General features: G+C 39.8%; 24 protein-coding genes. 5 read left to right on the plus strand and 19 right to left on the minus strand.

What is annotated here, in order from left to right:
- The 11 genes from ACQKKO_RS04945 to ACQKKO_RS04995 all read right to left on the minus strand — a co-directional run bounded on the left by ACQKKO_RS04945 (window position 1) and on the right by ACQKKO_RS04995 (window position 7,676).
- Window positions 1-1,053: an LLM class flavin-dependent oxidoreductase gene (locus ACQKKO_RS04945; RefSeq protein WP_498644899.1), complete on the minus strand. Its 1,053-nt coding sequence runs from the start codon at window positions 1,051-1,053 to the stop codon at window positions 1-3.
- Between the two features lie 141 nt (window positions 1,054-1,194).
- A complete protein-coding gene (locus ACQKKO_RS04950; RefSeq protein WP_498644901.1) occupies window positions 1,195-1,854 on the minus strand; it encodes an ABC-2 transporter permease in 660 nt (219 codons plus the stop codon).
- Window positions 1,851-2,705 (minus strand): ABC transporter ATP-binding protein, encoded by an 855-nt coding sequence (locus ACQKKO_RS04955; protein ID WP_498644903.1) that lies wholly within the window; start codon window positions 2,703-2,705, stop codon window positions 1,851-1,853. Before ACQKKO_RS04955 ends, ACQKKO_RS04950 begins: the two co-directional genes overlap by 4 nt.
- 77 nt (window positions 2,706-2,782) lie before the next feature.
- Window positions 2,783-3,625: a class I SAM-dependent methyltransferase gene (locus ACQKKO_RS04960; protein ID WP_498644905.1), complete on the minus strand. Its 843-nt coding sequence runs from the start codon at window positions 3,623-3,625 to the stop codon at window positions 2,783-2,785.
- Window positions 3,626-3,721: 96 nt separating this feature from the next.
- Window positions 3,722-3,853: a class III lanthipeptide gene (locus ACQKKO_RS04965; protein WP_498644906.1), complete on the minus strand. Its 132-nt coding sequence runs from the start codon at window positions 3,851-3,853 to the stop codon at window positions 3,722-3,724.
- A gap of 55 nt (window positions 3,854-3,908) precedes the next feature.
- A complete protein-coding gene (locus tag ACQKKO_RS04970; protein WP_498644908.1) occupies window positions 3,909-4,052 on the minus strand; it encodes a class III lanthipeptide in 144 nt (47 codons plus the stop codon).
- Between the two features lie 82 nt (window positions 4,053-4,134).
- Window positions 4,135-4,278 (minus strand): class III lanthipeptide, encoded by a 144-nt coding sequence (locus ACQKKO_RS04975; RefSeq protein WP_498644910.1) that lies wholly within the window; start codon window positions 4,276-4,278, stop codon window positions 4,135-4,137.
- Between the two features lie 82 nt (window positions 4,279-4,360).
- On the minus strand, window positions 4,361-4,504 hold the full coding sequence (locus tag ACQKKO_RS04980; RefSeq protein ID WP_498644912.1) for a class III lanthipeptide: 144 nt from the start codon (window positions 4,502-4,504) through the stop codon (window positions 4,361-4,363).
- A gap of 78 nt (window positions 4,505-4,582) precedes the next feature.
- Complete coding sequence (locus tag ACQKKO_RS04985; RefSeq protein ID WP_498644914.1) at window positions 4,583-4,726, minus strand: class III lanthipeptide; 144 nt, start codon at window positions 4,724-4,726, stop codon at window positions 4,583-4,585.
- Window positions 4,727-4,759: 33 nt separating this feature from the next.
- Window positions 4,760-7,348: a class III lanthionine synthetase LanKC gene (gene lanKC / locus ACQKKO_RS04990; protein ID WP_498644916.1), complete on the minus strand. Its 2,589-nt coding sequence runs from the start codon at window positions 7,346-7,348 to the stop codon at window positions 4,760-4,762.
- A 31-nt stretch (window positions 7,349-7,379) separates the two neighbouring features.
- Window positions 7,380-7,676 carry a YfzA family protein gene (locus ACQKKO_RS04995; RefSeq protein ID WP_498644917.1) on the minus strand — a complete coding sequence of 99 codons (297 nt, stop codon included), beginning with the start codon at window positions 7,674-7,676 and terminating at the stop codon, window positions 7,380-7,382.
- Window positions 7,677-8,011: 335 nt separating this feature from the next.
- Here ACQKKO_RS04995 and ACQKKO_RS05000 point away from each other — a divergent pair, with 335 nt between their 5' ends.
- Window positions 8,012-10,291 (plus strand): beta-glucosidase, encoded by a 2,280-nt coding sequence (locus ACQKKO_RS05000; RefSeq protein WP_498644919.1) that lies wholly within the window; start codon window positions 8,012-8,014, stop codon window positions 10,289-10,291.
- Window positions 10,292-10,475: 184 nt separating this feature from the next.
- On the opposite strand, the gene glsA is transcribed toward ACQKKO_RS05000, so the two are convergent.
- From glsA to ACQKKO_RS05025, 5 genes are all read right to left on the minus strand, one after another.
- Window positions 10,476-11,405, minus strand: a complete 930-nt coding sequence (glsA, locus tag ACQKKO_RS05005; RefSeq protein ID WP_498644921.1) for a glutaminase A — start codon at window positions 11,403-11,405, stop codon at window positions 10,476-10,478.
- A gap of 76 nt (window positions 11,406-11,481) precedes the next feature.
- On the minus strand, window positions 11,482-13,044 hold the full coding sequence (locus ACQKKO_RS05010; RefSeq protein ID WP_498644923.1) for a histidine kinase N-terminal 7TM domain-containing diguanylate cyclase: 1,563 nt from the start codon (window positions 13,042-13,044) through the stop codon (window positions 11,482-11,484).
- Window positions 13,045-13,102: 58 nt separating this feature from the next.
- Window positions 13,103-13,513 (minus strand): group-specific protein, encoded by a 411-nt coding sequence (locus tag ACQKKO_RS05015; protein ID WP_498644925.1) that lies wholly within the window; start codon window positions 13,511-13,513, stop codon window positions 13,103-13,105.
- Window positions 13,510-13,971: a hypothetical protein gene (locus ACQKKO_RS05020; RefSeq protein WP_498644927.1), complete on the minus strand. Its 462-nt coding sequence runs from the start codon at window positions 13,969-13,971 to the stop codon at window positions 13,510-13,512. The genes ACQKKO_RS05015 and ACQKKO_RS05020 overlap by 4 nt, the downstream gene beginning before the upstream one ends.
- 49 nt (window positions 13,972-14,020) lie before the next feature.
- Window positions 14,021-14,533, minus strand: coding sequence for a TetR/AcrR family transcriptional regulator (locus tag ACQKKO_RS05025; protein WP_498644929.1), 513 nt, complete (start codon window positions 14,531-14,533; stop codon window positions 14,021-14,023).
- A gap of 323 nt (window positions 14,534-14,856) precedes the next feature.
- Between ACQKKO_RS05025 and ACQKKO_RS05030 the strand changes: the two genes are divergently transcribed.
- From ACQKKO_RS05030 to ACQKKO_RS05040, 3 genes are all read left to right on the plus strand, one after another.
- Window positions 14,857-16,806 (plus strand): efflux RND transporter permease subunit, encoded by a 1,950-nt coding sequence (locus tag ACQKKO_RS05030; RefSeq protein ID WP_498645192.1) that lies wholly within the window; start codon window positions 14,857-14,859, stop codon window positions 16,804-16,806.
- Window positions 16,803-18,617, plus strand: coding sequence for a YhgE/Pip domain-containing protein (locus ACQKKO_RS05035; protein WP_498644931.1), 1,815 nt, complete (start codon window positions 16,803-16,805; stop codon window positions 18,615-18,617). The genes ACQKKO_RS05030 and ACQKKO_RS05035 overlap by 4 nt, the downstream gene beginning before the upstream one ends.
- 174 nt (window positions 18,618-18,791) lie before the next feature.
- Window positions 18,792-20,114: an outer membrane protein assembly factor BamB family protein gene (locus ACQKKO_RS05040; protein ID WP_498644933.1), complete on the plus strand. Its 1,323-nt coding sequence runs from the start codon at window positions 18,792-18,794 to the stop codon at window positions 20,112-20,114.
- Window positions 20,115-20,155: 41 nt separating this feature from the next.
- On the opposite strand, the gene ACQKKO_RS05045 is transcribed toward ACQKKO_RS05040, so the two are convergent.
- Both ACQKKO_RS05045 and ACQKKO_RS05050 read right to left on the minus strand, forming a co-directional pair.
- A complete protein-coding gene (locus ACQKKO_RS05045; RefSeq protein WP_498644935.1) occupies window positions 20,156-21,085 on the minus strand; it encodes an aldo/keto reductase in 930 nt (309 codons plus the stop codon).
- A gap of 74 nt (window positions 21,086-21,159) precedes the next feature.
- Window positions 21,160-21,594: a MarR family winged helix-turn-helix transcriptional regulator gene (locus tag ACQKKO_RS05050; RefSeq protein WP_498644937.1), complete on the minus strand. Its 435-nt coding sequence runs from the start codon at window positions 21,592-21,594 to the stop codon at window positions 21,160-21,162.
- A gap of 160 nt (window positions 21,595-21,754) precedes the next feature.
- Here ACQKKO_RS05050 and ACQKKO_RS05055 point away from each other — a divergent pair, with 160 nt between their 5' ends.
- Entirely contained in the window at window positions 21,755-22,177 is a 423-nt protein-coding gene (locus tag ACQKKO_RS05055; RefSeq protein WP_498644938.1) for an organic hydroperoxide resistance protein, read from the plus strand.
- A 61-nt stretch (window positions 22,178-22,238) separates the two neighbouring features.
- Here ACQKKO_RS05055 and ACQKKO_RS05060 read toward each other — a convergent pair whose 3' ends face one another.
- Entirely contained in the window at window positions 22,239-23,675 is a 1,437-nt protein-coding gene (locus ACQKKO_RS05060) for a 6-phospho-beta-glucosidase (protein ID WP_498644940.1), read from the minus strand.
- Window positions 23,676-23,727: the final 52 nt, after the last annotated feature.

A 23,727-nucleotide genomic window follows, 5' to 3' on the forward strand; every position in this document is an offset into this window, starting at 1 on the left:
CTATTCTGCTGTATACTTGCGAACAGCAGGTAAGATCTTCGTTGCGATGATCTCAATATTTTTCTCTAGCTTTTCAAAAGGAACACCGCCAAAGTCCATTTGAGCCACGTATCGCTGATGACCAAATACTTCGCGTTGATAAAGGATCTTCTCAATAATTTGCTCAGGGCTTCCTACATTCATGACGTTATGTGGATCAGCACCCTGTTCAAACTGAAAGCGTGGGAACCCTTGACCATTGGTACGTTTCATTCCCTCATTAATGTGAGGATAATACTCATCAATTGCCTGTTGCGTCGTCTCTGCTGCATAGAAGAACCCTGCTGTTGCAACTGGTAGGGCCGCCGGATCATGTCCACCCTCAGTTGCAGCCATACGGTACGCATCCACCGTGCGCTTAAACGCTTCGACCGGTCCACCTAAATGAGCTAAGAACATTGGAACCCCTGCATAACCCGCTTTAATGGCACTGGTTGGTGTTCCCCCTACTGCACGCCAGATTGGCAGACGACCACTTGCTGGACGTGGAAGCACCTCTGCATTCCGTAGTGGCTTACGAAACTCTCCACTCCAGTTGACGACCTCTTCCTCATTAATCTTCCGTAGCAAATTAAACTTTTCTTCAAATAGTTCTTCATAATTGTGTAGGTCATACCCAAGCAGTTCATACAAGCCAACACGTGAAGCGCGCCCTGCAACGATCTCTGCACGTCCACCTGACAACAAGTCAATCGTAGAAAAATTCTCGTACACTCGTACAGGGTCTGACGTACTAATGATTGTTGAGCTACTTGCAACCTTAATCTTTTCCGTTGCCTGCGCAATTGCTGATAACACAACCGCATGAGCCTGTGTCGCAAAAAATTCCTGATGACTTTCACCGACGCTAAAGAAATCAAGCCCCGCCTGCTCAGCGAGCTGAGCCAATTTAATGATTTCCTGCAGTCGTTGCTGTACAGGGATTCGCTCTCCAGTCCTCGGATTCGCTAAATGATCTCCCAATGTATATAAACCAAACTCAAACTTATTAGGATTTATCCGATACTTCTCCATCTAATCACCTCTACCATTAGTATAAAAAGAAAGCTCACTAAATGTAAGTACGCACTTATGAGTGGCATTGTATCTAAAAGGATACTGTTCAACTACAAAAATAAAGCAGACCCACTCTTGAGTCTGCTGTTCCTGACGTATTTAGAATTCCTTTTTTCTATAGATTTGATTCGTTATAACATAAGAGAGAAAAAAGAGAACAAAACTCACAAGAGCAAATGCTGCAGAAAAAAGAAAATCAAGATCCACATTTTGTAGAGGTGCAATTGTATAATTGTTAAACACCCAATTAAAAATGAAGCTGCCAAGGAAGTAAGATCCAATTGCTACTAATACACTAAGCATGAGAACCATGTCTGATTTTTCTGTTCCTAGGTGATAGGTTAGAGGATAAGCGACTAATCCTAAAATGAGGGCTAATCCAATTCCATTTAAGATAGAGTTTGTCACTGCATTTGTCCATATGCCTTCAGAAATGAATTCCGCTACAACAAACACACCAACCGAAATGATGATTCCTACGAACATTAACATCATAAAGAATAAAAAGTGACTCCGAACAATTTGACTCCGCTTTAAAGGAAGTGCTAAAACAAACTTATTCCATCCGGACATGGTTTCATTTTTTAAAACTTCAAAAGCAGGTGTGACCATAAAGATAATGGGAATAAACGTCGCGACCGTTAACAACATATCTTGTTGAGCAATAAGGAGGACACCCATAATGACAACACTGAGAACCAAGTATCCCCAAAAGCTTTTATTTACGGAGTACCATTGATTTAACATTAATCCTTTCATTGTTTATCACCTCGCATGAGTAATAGAGTCATGTCATCAATCGAATATGGCTTCCTTTTTATCGTTTGTTCGATTTTTGACTCATCAGTAACTAATACATCCCAACCGGTTTTATTTTCACGCTTTGCTAGAATAAAGCGCTCATCGATTTGATCTAATTCTTCTGGCAAACATTCTAAAATTGCATACATTGCTTTTAATTCTGATTTAGATACTTCCAGTATGATCTCTCCATTTTTAATAAAAATAAGAGCATCTGCTATTTTCTCAATATCGCTAGTAATATGTGAAGACAGCAGGATTCCACGTTCGTCCTTTGATACAAAATCCCTCAGAACTGATAACACTTCATCTCTACCTGATGGATCAAGCCCCCCAGTTGCCTCATCTAATATTAGTAGCTTTGCATGATGAGAGAGGGCTACAGCAATGGCTAATTTCATTGACATACCTCTTGAGAAACTGCTTAGTTTCTTCTTATCTGGTAACGAAAATAAGGTAACATATTCTTCAAACTTTTTCTGATCCCACCTTTGATAAATCTCCTCAAACACACTTCCTAGTCTTGATATCGTTAGATCTTTCGGGAGATTCATATCGTCAAAAACAAAACCGATATCCTCTCGAATTTGCGTATGATCTGAAGTTAACTCTTCGCCAAAAATATGAATGGATCCATCGTCCTTCTGCAACGTTCCGAGAATGGCCCCCATTGTCGTTGATTTACCAGCTCCATTTTCGCCTATAAAACCAACAATCGTTCCATAAGGGATCGTGAATGAGACGTCTTTTAGGGCAAAGGATGAGTCATGATACTGTTTACTTAGGTTTTTCACCTCTAAGATTGACAATGTGTTCCCTCCTTTACGTGTTGACACAATGACTTAACTCAAATGTTTAATAAAGAAGCTCCCCTATCTTAAACAACTTATCCTTCATTAACTTTCACTAATACAACAGCAAGCGTTTCGCTCTGCTCATGGTATGGTTCCCCGTTTACATCCGCATAGAAACCTTGAACTGTGAATCCCGCATCTTCCGCTTCCTGCTTTATTAGATCCTTACTGAAATATTGATTCCAATAATTTAAATTCACATGATCCTCATCTTTAAAAAGATATGATGTTTTTTGTAGGGTTACTCTGTCTGGATATTTAATCATTGATGAAAAACCAATGTGTTCTTTTTGAAATAAAAGGCTGTCTCTCCGACTAAAACTCCAAACTTGCTGTTCTTTAAACTCATGGTAACTGTGTTCTGATAGTACATCTAGAAGTAGTAATCCTCCTTTTTTTAACCCTTTATTAATGTTTTTCAAAATGATCTTTCTATCATCAGGACTAAATAATCCAAAAATTTGATAGATCAACAGTGAGATGTCATACTTTTCTTCTTCTTTGAACTCTAAAATGTTTTCTACTCGATACTCAATGTCTAAATTTTTGTTTTTAGCCTGTTCTTTAGCATAATCAATAGAATGCTTTGAATAATCAACGCCAGTCACCCGATAGCCCTCAGTTTGGAGTTTTTCTGAATAAAGACCTGGTCCACATCCTAAATCTATAATATTACGATACCTTTCTACTGGTGCAATTTTTCGAATGAAGGAAACCGAATCATCGATAAATTTCTTGTTGCGACTAGCTCCTTCTAAATTAGAATCTAGATGTGATTGCAGTACAAAATCCGACATCTTTGGATCAGTCCATACATCACTATTGCCTTTCTCGAAAACTGCTGGCGCACTTAAGACTTCAAACATTTTTTCCATTAATCCAATAACACCCTCTCTTATAAGTTTATATAGTTTTATAAAGGTAGTTACCTAGTTGAAAATGTTAAATTCCCAACTAGGTAACCTCTGCAACTAACATCCATTACTTGCCGTTGACCATCCAGTTACAGTCCTTGTTATAGTAGTGGGAGTTGCCTCTACCCCTGGCTGCATAAACACGTTATCGTTGTATGATAGCTTCTGAAGTTCCAACACATTCTTCATCAACTAACCCTCCTTAATTACAGTAAAAGCAGCGTTAAAAACATCTCGATTCCTGTTAGCATCCGTTACTTGCTGTAGACCAACCTACTGCTGTTGTTGTCGTTGTAATCGTTGCTGGGGTCTTTTCTACAGCTGTATTTCCATAAAACGAACTATCTTCATTGTGAGAAAGTTTTTGCAGTTCAAGTACATGATTCATAAGTACTCACTCCTTCCACATCCAATTTGAATTTCATTTATTAAAACATTGCATTTTGATGAAGTTTGGTCTTTAGATTCCATTAGCAATCGTTACTTGCCGTTGACCATCCCACTGCAGTTGTTGTCGTTGTAATCGTTGCTGGGGTCTTTTCTACAGCTGTATTTCCATAAACTGAACCATCTTCACTCTGAGAGAGTTTTTGGAGATCAAGTACATGATTCATAAGTGCTCACTCCTCCCATATCTAATTTGAATTTCATTTGTTAAAACATTGCATTTTGATGAAGTTTGGTCTTTAGATTCCATTAGCAATCATTACTTGCCGTTGACCATCCCACTGCAGTTGTTGTAGTTGTAATCGTCGCAGGGGTTTTCTCAACAACTGTCATTCCAGATTTTGATTTATCTTCGCTGTAAGAAAGCTTTTGTAATTCTAATACATGACTCATAGAATACTCACCTCTTTAAAACGTAATAAACAAACATAAGTACATTATGCAAGTTTCTAACGAATGCAACTCAGTTAGTTAACAATCGTTACTTGCTGTAGACCATCCTACCGCAGTGGTTGTAACCGTAATCGTTGCCGGGGTTTTTTCAATAGCTGTTTTTCCAAAACCTGATTGACCTTCTTGACTGTTAAGCTTTTGTAAATCTAATACCTGATTCAATGCTATCACCTCCTTTCAAGTTCTCTTTCATGGTTAAATTCTTATTTTCTTAATAAAAGTATCGGGATTAACAAGTGGCATCCAATACAAAGGATTGTCCCTCTCCAAGCCTATAAGAGCTAAGAGGACTCCTGTACTTCCAGAATAAAGATCATCAGATAATCGGAAGCCGAATTGACCTGGGAATACTAAATGATTATCCTTCTCTATTAAAAATAATCGTAACAGCTCTAGTACACTTTCTTTTTGATAAGTATAAGTTTCCTTCTCATCATTCAAAGAAGGTAAGAGTAAAAATCCACCAGCTCCTTCAAGTAGTCCACTACTTATCGTGCATCTGATGTCTGAGAGATTAGTAATTTGCTTAAGTTCCTCTTGAAAATGTTTCTGTGAACTTACCTGATTTAAAAACCAGATTGCCAATCCCACACCGATTGACCCACCAGCTAAATAAGGTAATAACCTTTCTTGATTATCCATTGTTTGGAGTACGTCTAACTCTTGATCTCTTACAGAACGATCCAAATCTTTTTTTATTAAGTCTAAAGACCTGTTATAATCATTCTCATCTTTTGTTACAGAGTATAATGCTGAGTAAAACAGCGATACTCCTGACCATCCATCTAAAAGCCCAATGTTTACAGCTGACCAATCCTTCACTTGAAATGGTTTATCTGCATTGATGAATGAATCGACCTTAGTTGAGATCGATTTAGCTTTTTGCAAATAAAACGGTTCTCCACCCTCAAGATATAAACTTATTAGTGCTAAACCAATACCTGAAAGCCCTGATCTTAGTGAAATATCTGATGAATCTACTTCTTCTTCAATGTTTTGGAGTAAGCCAAATGCATCTTCACGATATCCATTTTCGAATAGGGCAACAGCAACACCTGTCTTACCTGTAAAAAGTCCCCATTCTTTAGTATCACCTAGACTTGCATCAAGATATTTTGTCTTCCATTGTTCTATTCTCTCAGTCTCAACTCCAGCTCTTTTGAGTGCAATTGCTGCTCCCGCTCCACCTGTTAGAACATTGATTTTCCCTCCTTCAAGTTCAAATTGACGGATATCACCATTGATCAATCTCTGATCAGCTATTAAGTTCTTTTCTAAACCTGTTTTTAATCCTTCAATAATTGATGATGTACTTACGAATGCTTCATTTAATTCATCGTCTTGCGTTTTAAACACCACCTCCTCATATATAGAGAGTTGATGGTCACACTTATCTCGTAAACTCTTAACAAATTTATAGAATACCTCACCGTATGTCTTTTTAATCCATCTATAGTGAGTTCTAAAAAGAAGTTCGTCCAAATCCTCCGATGTAGAAACCGGAAGTAAACAAAAACGAATTATTTTCTTAAATGCGTACCAATCTCTTGCTCCACTATTGACAATTTGATTACTTGAAAAGCCAGTTGTCCTCATACCAGGCTTTTCTTTAGAATCAACATGCTTAGCGGTTTCAAAGTCTATAAGAGTGACATCCAAGTGGTTAGACACAATAATATTTGCCGGCTGCAAATCACCCATAGCTACATTTCTTTTATGCATTTCTTCAATAATTTCAACGATTTTAGTTAAAATAACTTTTATCTTACTTCCATATTCATTGATGCTTGCAGTCTTCATAAATGGATAATTCTTTGTAATCCAAGTATGTAGATTATCCCCTTCAATAAATTCTTCAACTATGAAATGATGCTCCCAAGATTTAAAATAATCGATTACATTTACAACGCCTATTACATCTCTGAGTTGCACTAATGCGTCATGCTCAATTTTTTGCCTTGTGACTGCATCAGAAGAGACCGCGTCTAATCCTGCGTTAGGTCTAGCCTCTTTAATAATTACTTTTAAGTTATCTTCCTTTCTAACCCCTAAATAAATTCCTCCGCCATTGCTGAAACCTATAGCTTTCTCCATAGAGTAATCGTCTAAACGACTCTGCTCATTGTCACCTGCTTCTCTTTGGTTCACTGAATCAAGCATCTCATCAAATTCTTGAGCGAATGAAGGAACATGATAAAATGGAGTTCTTTTATCTGGAATTAGATCCCCATTCTCATCTTTTATACATAGGTTACCTTCTTCGTTATAAATGCTTTTAAAGCCACCATATCTGTAATACACATTGCCTTCCTTCCAACGTTTGTCACTAAGTATATAAGGACCTTTTTCATAAGACTCTAGTCTTAGGTGTAATTGATTTAATAAGAAAAGAAATTGATCGTTATTCAGAGGATAGATAGCCATGAACTTACCTGAGGAAGATCTATTTGCGTGTTTTGAATTCATAGTCATAAGTGTTTCAACATTTCTAAGGTGTTTAAAATTTACTCTGTGATGGATTAATACATCGCTTATCTCTAATAGAATTTGTTTAGCATTATCTAAATTTGCACTTACATGAATTTTCCAACCTTGATCTGGAAGTCGGACACCCTTAAATTGATAATGCTTCCAAGGGGAACCATTGACCTCGTCAACACTTACAAGACAATCACTTGGTAGATTAGATAGTTCAAAATCATCCTGAAAGCGTGTAGACCTAGATTTTTCAAAATAAACTGTTCCCTCTTTTAAATAGCGATGATAAAGCATATTTCCTTCCATAAGACCATCTCCTTTTTCTCTAGTTCATTTTTTAAGACCTAGCCAAGACTTTAAACAGAAACTGAAAGAAAATAATGATGAACATCGCACCTGCCATCAAAAAGGTAATAGCATTAAATTCTACTATTTGATAAGGTGCCAAATACTCTCTAAATAGTCCGTCTGGAAATAAGCCAATCAGATTGTTTAATACATTCTCACCTTCTCTTCGATTAGGTTCCCAAGATGTAATACTAATAACAATAAAGACCAACTGCACGATTAAAAACGTTACAATACCTCCAATGATACTTTTGAACAATGAGTTTCCTTCCTTATTCTCTTGCATGCTTCTTCACCTCAACAACCGTTATTTTTATTTTACACTAATTAAATTTTATTACTTTTTATGTACCCAATTACTTTAATTGTAAAACTTATTTTTCTCACTTTATTTTTGTCACATCAAAAAATGCTGGCAGCCTTAAATTCAGTTAAGGTCAATAGCTTATGTGGTTATTTTTTTCCCGCAATATTAACTTCCAAACCTTTTTTTGTATATTAAAACAAAAAATATACATTACTCTATTTTTCGACATCATTCTTCTTTTTAAAACATGTTTCAAGGTTTCCAATCCCCGAAAAACGGAAATACCTACGTTAGATACATAAGGAGGAAGAATGATGAGTGATCAAGTAAATCAATGGTTAAATGAACTAACGATAGAAGAAAAAGCAGAGTTATGTAGTGGAAAGGATTTCTGGACAACCCAAGCGGTTGAGCGATTAGGTATTCCTTCCATTATGATGACAGATGGTCCGCACGGATTACGTAAGCAAGCAGGTGAATCTGACCATCTAGGTCTAAATGAAAGTGTACCTGCTACTTGCTTTCCCTCAGCCGTAGGCCTTGCTTCAACTTGGAATCGTGATCTAATTTATGATGTGGGCGTAGCTTTAGGGAAGGAAGCTCGTAAGGAAGAGGTTGCTGTTCTTCTTGGGCCAGGTGCAAATATTAAGCGCTCGCCGCTATGTGGTCGTAATTTTGAATACTTTTCAGAGGATCCTTACGTGTCCGCGCAGCTCGCTGCAGCTCATATTAAAGGGGTACAAAGCGCGGGCATAGGTGCTTCGCTTAAACACTTTGCTGTAAATAATCAGGAACACCGACGCATGAGTGTTGATGCTGTAGTTGATGAACGCACACTGCGCGAGATCTATCTTGCAAGCTTTGAAGGTGCGGTAAAGGAAGCACAGCCATGGACAGTTATGTGCTCTTATAATCTGGTTAACGGAGAGTATGCCTCAGAGCATAAGCGTTTGTTAACAACAATCCTTCGTGATGAGTGGGAATTTGATGGTCTTGTTGTCTCTGACTGGGGAGCGGTGAATGAACGTGCCGCTGGTGTAGGAGCTGGCATGGATCTTGAGATGCCGACATCAAATGGGGTTGGAACACAGAAAATCCTTGATGCCATAGAACAAGGAGAACTCGACGAACAAGCTCTCGATCAAGCAGTTACTCGTATTTTGGAGTTGGTTGAAAAGTCATTTTCTCAAGAATCTCTAGTAGATGTCGACATGAATGCACAACATAAGCTCGCACGAAAGGTCGCCAGAGAGGCTGTTGTTCTTCTGAAAAACGAGGGGCAGCTGCTTCCTCTTCAAAAAAGCCAGCGTGTCGCTGTGATCGGTGAGCTCGCTAAAAAACCTCGATATCAAGGCGGAGGTAGCTCTCACATTAATCCGTATCAGTTAGATAATGCCTATGATGAGATTGCACATTATGCAGATTCTCTATCTTACGCGCAAGGCTATGACTTAGAAAAAGATAAGGTAGATGATCAGTTAATTCATGAGGCAATAGAATGTGCACGTGATTCCGAGGTAGCTGTTTTGTTTGTTGGCTTGCCGGACCGCTATGAATCTGAGGGATTTGATCGAGATCACATGGCTCTGCCGTCCAACCACGAAGCCTTAATACGCTCTGTTTTAGACGCACAGCCAAACACCATTGTGATTCTAAGTAATGGTTCGCCCGTTGAAATGCCTTGGGTCGATGATGTACCGTCCATCATTGAAGGTTACCTCGGTGGACAAGCAAGTGGAGGCGCTGTTGCGGATATCTTATATGGCGCTGAGTCTCCTTCTGGTAAGTTAGCTGAGACGTTCCCAGTAAATGTTGAGGATAATCCATCTTATCTTTATTTCCCGGGAGAAGGTGACCGGGTCGAGTATAGAGAGGGAGTCTTCGTTGGCTATCGCTACTATGACACGAAAAAGGTCAAACCACTGTTTCCATTTGGTCATGGATTAAGCTATACAACGTTCTCTTATGAAAATATGATTGTATCTAACCATGATCTAAATGAATCAGAAAAGGTGAAGGTGACGATTCAAGTTAAAAATACAGGCTCCGTAAAAGGGAAAGAGATCGTTCAATTATACGTGCACGATAAACAATCTTCTGTTGTTCGACCAGAAAAAGAACTAAAAGCATTTGATAAGGTCGAGCTTGAACCAGGTGAAACAAAAGAAGTTCATCTTCAATTAGATCGTCGTGCCTTTGCGTACTACAATACGGACAAAGAGGACTGGACAGTGGAAAGCGGAGAATTTGAGTTAAGAGTCGGACCATCCTCTGCTGAGATTGTGCTTACGGAAACGATTTCTGTTACCTCTTCCGAACCAGCTACTTTCACGGTGACTCGCAACTCAACGATCGGCGATCTAATGCAGTCCGAACATGCAGAAAAGCTGAATCAATGGCTTGATAGTCACTTTGGTAATAGCCCCTTTACTCCAAGTGAAGAAACAGAAGAGAAAAGTGAAGAAGGTGGATCTGATATGATGAGCGAAATGCTTAAATACATGCCTCTTCGTGCACTTGTTAATTTCCAGCCATCAAAAGAAGCAAACGAAGCACTCGAGCAGTTTATTAAAGAATGTAATCAATCAGAGTAACGAAAAAGGGGGCGGGACATAACATTAATGCAGCGAGCAAAACACGAAGATAGCACTAAACCCGCTACAGAAGAATCCCTCGCTTGTTCAAATAAAATCATGAAAGGCGAATGATTCTGCAATCGAATCATTCGCCTTTTCAAATTAATATTTAGTTATGTCCCAGCCTCTTTCACCTTTTCTCTTAAAACATACTCAACGAATAGTTCTTCGACATCATCTCAAGAAGCCGTAACCCAGCAATACTATTTCCTTTATCATCTAGTGATGGACCACAGATCGCGATTCCACATTTTTTCGGAATGGAACCCATAATGCCACCTGCGACACCACTTTTTGCGGGGATTCCCACTTTGATCGCAAACTCACCAGATGCATTATACATTCCGCATGTAACCATAAATGTCTTACAGATGCGAGCAATATCCCAAGGTATGATTTGCTCTCCTGACACGGGATCTGCCCCGTCCATTGCAAGCACACAGCCGATTCTGGCTAAATCTAAGCAATTCATTTCAATTGCACACTGCTTTGTGTACAGATCCATTAACTCTTCAACAGGCTCATTAATGACGCCATGCTGCTTCATAAAATAACAAAGTGAACGATTAAGATGACCTGTCTCAAGCTCAGACTGAGCAATGATATGGTTATATGTGATTGATTTATTTCCCGACAACCTCCGGATAAAGGCAAGCAGCCGCTGCAAGCGATCTTCAACTGAATCCCCTTTAATCATATGTGTGATCGCGAGCGCTCCTGCATTAATCATTGGATTTAGTGGCTTAGAAGGCTTATTTGTTTCAAGCTTCGCAATGGAATTAAACGGGTCACCCGTTGGTTCCTGCCCGACGCGATCAAACACATACTCCTCCCCGCGGTCCATTAAGGCAAGTGCGAGGGAAAGTACCTTTGAGATACTTTGTAATGTAAAATTCTCATCGATATCCCCCGCTGAATAACAGCGACCGTCCGGATAATATAAGGAAACGGAAAGCTTATCTTCATCTGCAAGTGCGAGTGCCGGTATGTAGTCAGCGATCTTTCCGTGTTTAGTTTGTTGCTTGGCTTCTTCAACGAGCGCTTCTAGCTCTGTGTTTGATTGGCATTGCAAGATATAATCCTCCTTCATACTCATAACTATTCTTATTACTTTATCCCGTTTTTCGAATATATAACCTTACAAACACCTACCCCACATCCTCCTTATACATCTGAACCTTTTTACGTCCTTGCCTTTTCGCAAGATACAGAGCCTCATCGCTTTTCTTTAGGAGTTGATGCAGTGTTTCTTCTGTATGGGCTTGTGCTTCGGCAACACCACTACTCACGGTCACGGTGACTGCTTGCTCCGAGAGAATAAGTGGGGTTGATTCTAACTTCAGGCGAAGGCGCTCGGCCACTTTCTCCGCTTCCCTTCCTGTTTTTTCTTTTAACCCAATCACAAATTCCTCACCACCATAACGCGCAAATAAGTTAGATTCCTCAAGCTGAGACTTGCAGACATCAGCGACATGTTTAAGCAGCAGGTCCCCTACGTCGTGTCCGAAGGTATCATTTACCTTTTTGAAATGATCGACGTCAAACAGAATCAGTGAATACGAGAGCTCGTCTTCTTTTGCTAAAATTAAGTCCAACTCTCCTTTTTCAAAAAAGGCTCGTCGATTGTATAGCTGTGTCAGTTCATCGTGATACGCACGATTTTCAAGCTCACGCTGCAGTCTTTTTAATTCACTTACTTCAGTAAAAATGAGTAACATTCCTTTTTGATTGTTTGCATGCTGTAATGGTAACATTCGTATTTGGTAGATATAAGGGATGGGAAATGAGTCTAAATTGATTTCACTTGTTACAGAGTTGGAATCTAATGTAAGAGGAAAGGGTTCATTGACCAGTTCCTTCCAAACTTCTTTAAAATTCACGCCGTACATCGACCGGTGAATAGATGGAAACATGCCTTTAAAAGCCTGATTATATTCTATTAATTGATGTGTACCATCTAACACAACAACTCCATCATTGATACTATTAAAGATGGCATCCTTGGCAATTGGTACAACTGCAAACATTCTTGTTGTATTAATAGACCAAACATATAACAAGGACGTAAACCAAAGAACCATTGGTACAGGATCAATGCCTGGCGGAGTTAACCCTAATAAATAGATGAAAGCCGTAACCATCGGGATAAATTGTCCAATTAGTAGAAAAAGAAGCTGCGCCCGATACACTCTGGCCGTTTCCTTCCACCTTGATAACATCAGAAGAAACGCAACAAACATACTGGAGAACGTAATAATGCCATGGAAGATATACCACGGACCAATTTCTTGAACAACAAAGGGCGCACCTAAGACAGGATCAATTTCAAAGACAAGATAATGGAGGTGATGGAAGTCATTAGTGGCAACCATTATAAACGTGATCATAGAGATAGATAGAAGTGGTAACGCCCAGGCGGCTTTAATGTTCATCCCCAAATATTTCATAGCAAAGAGCAAACCGAGTGTAGCGGATGCAGGCATGCCTAAGTATAAGATAGTGTTCCAGAATTTTAAGCCACTCAACGTGGTTGATGTTAGTCCTAGAGCAGAACCAAAGCAATATAACGAAATAGTGATTGTATACAGCATAAAATAATAGGCTATGTTTGTGTACTGGTGACGTCTTAAAAAAACGTACATACATAAATAAAGGTTAATTACACCAGATGTGCTGAACAAGGCAATGTAGGCGGTTAATTGGGAACTCATCGTTCTAGCCTCTTTTACTAGTCATTTTATTTAAATGTAGCATAATAGTCCTAGTAAGCTAGTCTTTTTTAGAAGAATGACCTAATTTTTTCAGAAGATTAATAAGATAGCTCTCTAAAGAACCACAAAAACGATCTACACCTTCTAAATGGTAGAAGCTACTCGTTTGACCCGGAGTAAATGCATCATCTGTTTGTGAATAGAGGTAGATCGGTTTTTGAGATGCTAGGGCAATCCCTAACTCTACATGACTACTTTTACCTAATGGAAGGATGAAAATAATAAAGTCACTGCCGATAATAGCTTCTTTCTCTTGCTCTCCTATGGAAATGAGCTCCTCTACGAACTGTACGTTCTCCCATTCTGTCCAATCATAGGACTGTACGAAGCCTTCTTTTATCAGAGTCTGAGCTACCAAACGTACTTGTTCAATGTTACGAAAGCTTGAACCAACATAGAATGTCTTCATGGTTCCTCCCACTCTACGTCATCCTTGATCTCTTCAATGGCTTGTAATAACTGATTATCCTCCCCAACTACTCTGTATATATCCGAACCTACACCTACTTCGCGTTCCCATACATCAATTCTTAAATTAGCAGGAGTGCCACTTATCATGTATTGAAGGCCACCCGTAGATCTGTCTGTTTTCTGAAGTTGCATGTTCGCTGGCTCAGAAATGATGGCCTCACTCAATTCTTGATTTCCATCTCCAGAGTAGGATAAATACCCTTCAAGCCTAGTCATAGTTAGATAGATTCTTCCTTCATCATAACGGATGTCAGAGCCGTATTCCCGCTCTAATACTTTTTCATACGAAAGAACCCTCGCATGATCGTACCAATTATAGATCGCAAGCCCTACTACCGTAAGAACCAGAACACCGATCATAACCAAAACAAGCGTACCTAGCTTATAGTTTCTCAAGCGAGCTCAGCCCCTCTCTTCAGCTTCTTCCTGAATATCCCTTCCCTTCTTAATTTCTGACAAAACCCATTAACCCGTAGTTTGTAAATCGATGAATCAGAAGTGCCATTTCTTTTGGCGATTCTTGTTGACCATTTACTAACCAGTTTTCAATCGCATCTATGCTTCCGCTTAGAACAAGCAATGGAAGATACGAAGAGATCTCTTCTTGTACGTTCATCGTCTTCATAAAGTCCTTCATAATAATTCGTTGTGTTAATTCCATCACTTGTCTTTTAAACGTTGTATCAGCACTTCCACTTAAGAGCACCTGGCACAAGTCACTTTTCTCAGCCGCATATTCAAGGATCTTCTCTGTCATTTGAAGAGCTTCCTCTTCTTCATTGAAGTTATATTGATTAAGTGTTTTGTACATGTCGTCTACAACCTCTTCACTAATTTTCTCAAGAAGGTCGTAGGGATCCGTATAGTGACCATAGAAGGTCGAACGGTTTATATCAGCCATCTCACAAAGTTCTTTTACCGTGATAGACGAGATTGATTTTACTTTAAGAAGCTTCACTAAAGCCTCCTTTAGAGCATGACGGGTATACCTTTTGCGGCGATCTATTTTCTCGTTCAATGAACGTTCACATCCTTTATTCATCTTATACAACATATTCTTACCGATTGTTGATTATTTAACACTTCTTAAACAACTGTTTGTTGTTTACCCAACACCGTGTCTATATACTTTTAATGGAATCATACAGAATGTCAATATAGGTGGGGACAAAATTGCTTATACATAAAATTATCCAATACAAAAGGTCCGTTGTGCTGTCATTTGCAGCACTAACGATCATTGCAATCATTGCTCAATTCTTTGTATCCGTTAACTACAACATGGTTGATTACCTTCCAGAGGATGCTCCTTCAAGTGTTGGTCTTGAAGAAATGCAAAGGGAATTCACATCGTCTATTCCTAATACAAATGTTCTCATACGTGATGTCACCGTTCAAGAAGCGCTCGACTACAAAGAACAGCTTGGAGCAATTAAAGGTGTAACCGGTGTCACCTGGCTTGATGACATCATGGATACCCGAATTCCACTTGAAATGGCAGACACAGCCATGGTCGAATCCTATTATAAAGACGACCAAGCGCTTATTTCGTTAACAATTGAAACAGGAGCAGAGGTCGAAGCTACTGATGCCATCTACGAGTTAATTGGCGAGGACAACGCTGTCGCAGGTGAAGCTGTGAATACAGCTACTTCACAAAACATGACAAGCTCAGAGACGATTTATGCGGCTGCATTACTAGTTCCAATCATCATCATTATTCTTATTCTTTCAACCAATTCGTGGGTAGAACCGATTTTCTTTTTAACAGCAATCGGTGTCTCCATACTCATTAACTTAGGCACGAATATTTTCTTAGGTGAAATCTCCTTTGTTACCCAATCTGTCGCACCCATTCTGCAGCTCGCCGTTTCTTTGGACTATGCGGTCTTTTTGCTACACAGATTCTCTGATGAGTTGAAGCTTGGGCATTCAGCGGAAAAAGCGATGGCTATTGCGATGAAAGCTTCATTCCCTGTTATCTTTGTCAGTGCCCTTACTACTTTCTTTGGATTCATGTCCTTAATGCTGATGGACTTCGGAGTCGGCGCGGACCTTGGTTTGAATCTAGTAAAAGGAATTGTCTTTAGCTTTTTATCTGTTGTTATTTTCTTACCTGCATTAACGTTATACGGATATAAATGGATCGAAAAAACACAGCATAAAAGCCTCGTTCCAAGCTTTAAAGGAGTTGGAGCAGCCTTACTGAAATGGCGGATGCCTGCTCTCATTCTAGTCTTTATTTTACTTGTTCCGAGCTTCCTAGCTCAAAGCAGTACATCCTTCACATATGGGTTAGGAGACTTGCCAGAGGATACGCGAACAGGTCAGGATATTAAAGCCATTGATGAAGCATTTGGTCAATCTACGCCTATTGTGCTTCTTGTACCAAATGATGACATAGCAAAAGAAGAGCAGCTGGCACTTGAACTCGAGCAACTGCCCTATGTCGATTCCGTCATGTCTTATGCCACTGCTGTAGACTCGGCCATTCCAATCGATTTCTTAGACGAATCAATCACAAATGAATTCCGTTCCGACAACTATAGTCGAATCATAGCCATGACGAACGCCGGTGTTGAAGGGGACATCCCGTTTCAGCTGGTTGAACAGACACGTGAACTTGCAGACTCCTATTACGGGGAGGGTGCCTATACATTAGGAGAAAGTGTCACGCTTTATGATATGAAGGTGACAGTCAGCAAGGATAACCAATTCGTTAATATCATGACCATTATTACAATTGCGGTTGTGCTTTTGCTGACATTCCGGTCGGTTTCAATCCCAATTATCTTATTACTTACGATTCAAGCAGCCGTTTGGATTAACTTATCTGTTCCTTATTTCACAAACGATTCCCTTGTCTTTGTCGGATACTTAATTGTGAGTACGGTGCAATTAGCTGCAACGATTGATTACGCCATTCTTTTAATGGAGACATATAAACATCACCGCGCGAAAATGAATGCCTATGAAGCGATGAAAAAAGCCTTAGATGAAAAATTATTTTCAATCACGATCTCAGCAGCTATATTATCAAGCGTTGGGTTTATCCTATGGTTTACTTCTACAAACCCTACCGTATCAGCGATTGGCCTCTTACTCGGACGTGGTGCTGCACTAGCCTTTGTACTCGTCATCGTGTTCTTGCCTGCCTTACTAATCGTCTGTGATCGCTTCGTTAAAAAGACAACATACCGATCAAATTTTTATGAGGAGGAAGACAAATGAAACGAGTCATCCCGGCTACTCTAACAGCTATTTTACTTATTCAACCTGTTTGGTTTACAACAATCTCCTATGCAGAGGATTCCTTATCAACTGGAACCATCTATTCAAAGGATGAGGTCATTTACGCTAACCTAGATGAAGGAGGAACGGTTAATGAACTGTATGTTGTAAACGCCTTGGAAGTAGGAAGAGAAGGATCGGTTATTGATTATGGTAACTATGACAAGCTTACAAATCTAACGACTCTATCTGAAATGACCCAGTTAGATCAGGATCAAGTTGAGATATATGAAGCAGCTGAGGGTATGTTCTATTACCAGGGGAACCTTTCAACGAATACGAATTTACCGTGGGATTTTGACATTTCATATGTCTTAGATGGGAACGAAGTCTCTGCAGAAGAACTCGTGGGGAATAATGGAAGCTTTGAGCTGCATATTAATGTCACGCAAAACGAGGTGGTAGATCCTGCTTTCTTTGAAAATTATCTGCTTCAACTCTCGATTCCTTTGGACAGTAGCATTTTCACTCAAATTGATGCACCCGAAGCAACTGTCGCAAATGCCGGACAAAATAAGCAGTTGGCCTATACGATCATGCCTGAAGAAGAGGCATCCTACACCTTACGAGCAAATGTCTCAAACTTTGAAATGAGCGGAATTGAAATCTCTGCTCTTCCTTCATCGTTTGCGATTGATACACCTGATACAGAAGAATTAACCGGGGAATTCGACTCGTTAACAGGAGCAATTGGCGAATTAAATAATGGATTAGGGGACGTAAAATCAGGAATTGAGGCCTTGTCGACTGGGCTTGTTCAACTGGAGACTGGTTCAGCTAGCTATCGTGACGGAGTGAATGAATCTGCAAATGGCGGACCAGCGTTAGTGGAAGCATCAGGTGCCATTCAATCAGGATTAGACCAATTAAATGAAGGGCTATCTGCAAGCGATACAGAGATTGACATTGGACTCGATGAAGACCTATTTAGAGCACTTGATCAGTTTGCAACTGGATTATCTGAGCTCAGCGCAGGAATGGATGAACTTAACTCTCACTACCAGGAAGCCTATGGCGTTCTAAAAGAAGCAATATATGATATTCCCACTACTGAAATAAGTGAAGAGGAGATCCAGCAGCTCTACATGGATAACCCTGAATCAGAGGTTGTTCATCAACTTGTAGAAACGTACGCTGCGGCCCAAAAAGCAAGTGCAACCTTCTATGCTGTAGATGAAGCCTTTCAAGCGGTTCAGCCTGCATTAGAAGAAATGAGCCAAGCTTCATCACAACTAGAAGAAGGAATGAATATATTTTCATCCTCCGTTCAAGAAGGCTTACAGGACCTTGATTTAGGAGAGGGTCTTGAAGAGCTTGCGAGTGGAATTAACGAGCTTGCTACGCAATACGGCAGCTTCCATAATGGATTAGTAGAATATACGGGCGGAGTCAGCCAGCTATCGAGTGGGTATCAAGAGCTTCATAATGGGATCAGCGAATCAGCAAATGGATCCTCTGAACTATCTGGCGGTCTTTCTGAGATTCGTGGAGGAATGACCGAGCTTGAAACGGCCACATCAGACATTCCAGAGCAAATGCAGGAAGAAATTGATGAAATGATTTCCCAGTACGATAAGTCAGACTTTGAAGCGATCTCCTTTGTTTCCGCAGAGAATAACGAGCTCGTTAATAACGTTCAATTTGTCATTCAAACCGAGGGCATTGTTCTCCCTGAAGATACGGAGGAAGAACCTGAAGAAGATGATCCCAGCATCTGGGAACGGTTTTTGGCGTTGTTTGGTTGGGATTAAATATATGAAAGAAGTAGCGACTTTGTTTTCGCTACTTCTTTTCCATGACCAAATTATGTTAAATTACTAGTCACTCAGAGTGAAAAGAGATTAGGTCATTCTGATCATGGATTATTATTCCATATTAGTAGAAAATGATAATAGATGTTATAGATCGTGGAAAGGATGGTTGATTTGTTAAATAAAAAAACAATGTTAAACATGAGTCTTGCCACTTCATTCCTTTTAATATTGTTTCTTGTTGCTTGTTCGTCGGAAGAATCAACAAATGAACCGTTAGAGACAGCACAAACAGAAGTAGAGAAAGAGAAAGATGAAGAAGTAGTAGAAACAACTGAAGAGGCAATTGCGGAAGAAGAAAATGATGGCTTTCACTTTCCCCAAAAAGCGGAGATCGTCTCTGCCTTTTCTGAAGCAGAGATTAAAACCTCAGATGACTATGATAACCTAGTCGCACGAACGTTAAGACAGGACAATATGACTCCAAGAATTTTTTTGGGAGATGAAGAAGTTGTTGCAGCAGAAAGTTTTTTTATCTATCGATATGATCTGAGTACACAAGAAGAAATTTGGAGAATGCAAGACGGTATACACGATCTAGCGGAAGCACAGATTATCGATGGCACTTTATATTCATATAATACAAAAGGAGTCATCGCAACGGATCTTGATAGTGGAGAGGTGGTTAGAGACTATCCTTTTGAACTTGGTCATGAACCACGTCCACACTATTTTGATGACTACCTTCTCCTTTATAATCATGAAGAACTAACCGCCTTTGACTTTCATACTGGAGAAGAGCTTTGGACCAATTCCCTACCCAGTGGTTTAAATACAGCTATCGTAGAAAGTGACCAAGGGTTTATATATGAAAACGACCTTATATTATATATTCTCGATAAGGATACAGGTGAGGTCTTATTTGAACAAGACCGCCCTTATACACTAGCCGATAGCAAGAGCTTAATTCATTATCCGATTGTCCATGAAGACTCTATCTTTGTAGCTGATTACGCACTTGTTGATCGGGTGATGATTCTTAAGGAGCTAGATGCTAAGACAGGAGAAGTACGTAACGAGGCCTCATTTAATGCTAGTCACTCTGGTATGCGTGAACCTATGAAAACGGATACTGGCATACTAATGCCCACAGATATTGAACAATCAGGAGAACTCGCTTTCCTGAACTTTGATCTAGAAGAACAATGGAGAATCGACCATGATGGATTCGTTCTCGAAAGATACCTATACTTAGATGGAAAAATCTATCTTGTCGCAGCCAAAGGGGAAATCCCAGCAGTCGGTGATTATCACCTCTTTGTTATTGATAGTGAATCAGGAGAAATTGACGAAGCCATTGAACTTGGAAATGGGTTTAAAAACAAACAGCTTTATACGAATAATGGTAAAGTTTACGTTTATTTAAACGGTGATGCTGACACTCGTACATTTATTTATGACTACGATGGAAATACATATCGTCCGTTTGCGGAATGATGTATAAAAATCCCCTGGCCAAGTGGCTCAGGGGATTTTTTTTATGGAATCATATTACCTGCTGCAGCATACATCTCATTCCACTCTTCGCGTGTTAATGGAATATCTGATCCCTCAGCTGATTCCCTTAAGCGACCGGCATTCGTTGTACCAAGCACAACCTGGATATTAGCTGGGTGGCGTGTAATCCATGCAACGGCAATCGTTGTTGGCGTCACATCATACTTACCAGCAAGACGATCTAGGACATCGTTTAATTTCGGGAATCGTTCACGGTCTCCTACAAATACTCCGTCAAAGAAACCCGTTTGGAATGGCGACCAAGCTTGTAAGGTAATATCGTTTAAACGACAATATTCCAACGTACTACTGTCACGGTTCACCGCATTCTCTGTATTCATGTTTAGCGATACACCAGAGTCAATGAGAGGCGTATGAGCTAAACTGAATTGCACCTGATTCACAACAAGCTTCTGATTCAAGCTTTTTTGGAGGAGCTCTATTTGCATTGGATTATGGTTTGATACACCAAAGTGGCGAACCTTTTCAGATGTGTGCAATTGATCAAAGGCCTCTGCCACTTCCTCAGGCTCCATCAATGGATCCGGTCGGTGAAGTAGAAGAATATCTAGATAATCAGTTTGTAATCTCTGAAGGATATTATCAACGGACGTAAGAATATGCTCCTTGGAAAAGTCATAATATCCTGTAGCACCGTGTCTAATCCCACATTTGCTTTGAATAATCATGTTTTCCCGAACACTCTTATCCATTGAGATAGCTTGGGCAAATTGTTCCTCGCAGCTTCCTCCACCATATATATCCGCGTGATCAAAGAAGTTAATACCAGCTTCTTGAGCCGTACGGATTAATGCTTCTGTTTCTTTTAAAGACAGGCTGTTGATCCGCATGTTCCCCATAATGATGTTGGACACATTTAAATCGGTTCCTTTAATGTTAAATTGTTTCAACCTAATTCCCCTCCTAATCATTGTGTCGTACTCATCAATAGCTTACTAAATTGACTAGCCGCTGTATACTTTTTCTATTTCTCCTTCACTTGCTTAAGAAAGGTAGAAAGAAGTTCGTCTAGCTTTTTGTAATCTTCTAAGTCTAAAGAAAGATTTCCAACCAATTGTGAAGGAATACATTCGGCCTTTTCCTTTAGTGCCTCCCCTTCTTCTGTAAGCTCAATCAACACACTTCGTTCATCTTCTACCGAGCGCTTGCGAGTTAAAAGCCCGTGTGACTCCATACGCTTTAACATAGGAGTTAACGTACCCGAATCTAAAGAGAGCTTCTCTCCTAATTCTTTTACAGTACTTAGATTCTTCTCCCATAAAACTAATAAAACAAGATATTGTGAATAGGTGACATCCAGTTCACCTAATAATGTGCGGTACATCTTCATGATTTCTTTCTCTGCTGTATACATCTTAAAGCAGATTTGATTCTCCAGTTTTAGTGCCTCGTTATCCATTATCGACACTCCTTTCAGCTTCCTTCTATCATACACAATAGTAGGATCAAACTCCAAAATTTAATTGCGTACAATTAAATTGTTGACTATTATTTTTATATGCGTTACGATGGTTTTAAGCAATTAAGTTTTGCACAATACAAATCGGGAGGGTTTTATCATGAAATCATTGTATACAGCAAAAGCAACAGCAGAAGGCGGGCGTCAAGGGAAGGTAACAAGCAGCGATGGAACACTAGATTTAACGCTAACGATGCCTAAATCACTAGGTGGCCAAGAAAAAGAAGGCGCAACGAACCCAGAACAATTATTTGCAGCAGGTTACTCTGCATGCTTCGATAGTGCACTAGCTGCCGTTGCTAGACAATCAAAGAAACGCATTGAATCAAAAGTGACATCTGAAGTATCGATTGGCCAAGATCCAGAAGGTGGCTTTAAACTAGCGGTTGTCTTAAATGTTGCAGTGAATGGCGTATCTCTTGAAGAAGCAGAAGAACTAGTTGAGCAAGCTCACAGCTTCTGCCCTTACTCCAAAGCAACAAAAGGAAATATCGATGTGGAGCTAAGCACATCCGTATACTAAGCCGAACATCGTTTTAAATAGAAAGAAAAGGATTAGAAGCAGGAGCTTCTAATCCTTTTTCTTACGTTAAATCAGATCCATTTGACTCAATCACTTTCTTATACCATGCAAAGCTTTTCTTAGGCGTTCGTTTTAAACTACCCACTCCAGCGTTATCGCGATCAACATAGATGTAGCCATATCTTTTCTTCATTTCACCAGTTGAGGCACTGACAATATCAATAGGTCCCCAGCTAGTGTATCCGATGATCTCAACCCCATCCTTAATCGCTTCTCCCATTTCTTCAACATGCTGACGCATATAATCGATTCGATAATCGTCCTCTACATACCCATCTGCATCTGGAACATCAACAGCACCTAATCCGTTTTCAACAACAAACAATGGTTTTTGGTACCGATCATACAAGTGGTTAGCTGTGATTCTGAAGCCTTTAGGGTCAATGGTCCATCCCCACTCTGAGCTGGATAGATACGGATTCTCAATCGAACCAAAGACATTACCCTCTGTTTGGTTCTTCAAGATCTCAGGGTCTACACTTGTTGTTCTGCTAGAGTAATAACTGAACCCAATATAATCAACTGTGTGCTCTCTAAGTAATTCAAGGTCTCCATCTTCCATCTCAATCGTAATCTCATTCTCTGCAAGATAACGCTTTGCGTATCCTGGGTATTCCCCTCTAGACTGAATATCTATGAAAAAGAACGACTCACGGTCTTTTTCCATCGCGTCAAATACATCATCAGGATTGCTTGTATAAGCGTACGTAGAGCCAGCTGCGAGCATACAACCTATTTTGGCATCCGGACTTATTTCATGACATGCTTTTACAGCTAGAGCACTCGCAACTAGCTGGTGGTGAGCTGCCTGGTACTTACTCTTTGTTCGATCTTCTCCTTCTTCAAATATAAGTCCAGCACCTATATAAGGTAAGTGAAGGAGCATATTAATCTCATTAAATGTCATCCAATACTTTACTTTATCTTTGTATCTAGTAAATATGGTACGAGCATATCGTTCAAAGAAATCAACGAGTTTTCGATTTCTCCAGCTTTTATACGTCTTGATCAGATGAACAGGCACGTCAAAGTGAGCCATTGTCACAACAGGTTCAATCTCGTATTTTAATAATTCATCGAATAAATCATCATAAAATTGAAGACCTTGTTCATTAGGCTCCTCTTCGTCTCCATTAGGAAAGATCCTTGCCCATGAAATCGAAACACGCAAAGCCTTGAAACCCATTTCTGCAAACAGAGCAATATCTTCTTTATAACGATGATAGAAGTCAATCGCTTCATGTGAAGGATAGTATAGCTCATCTTTTAAAGAGATATCTGGCTCATTTCCAAACATGATATCCCAACGCTTATCGCCTGTCGGAAGAGTGTCAACGATCGTTAAACCTTTTCCCCCTGCTTGGTACGCTCCTTCTACTTGATTGGCAGCAATCGCCCCACCCCACAAAAATCCCTTTGGAAATGATGGCATTGTCATGAATGAAACTCCCTTTCTCGTATGAAGAGGACCGGTTCTCACCGATCCCCTC

The sequence above is a fragment of the Alkalihalobacillus sp. NPDC127517 genome, assembly GCF_050276055.1.
Taxonomy (GTDB): domain Bacteria; phylum Bacillota; class Bacilli; order Bacillales; family Bacillaceae_D; genus Alkalicoccobacillus.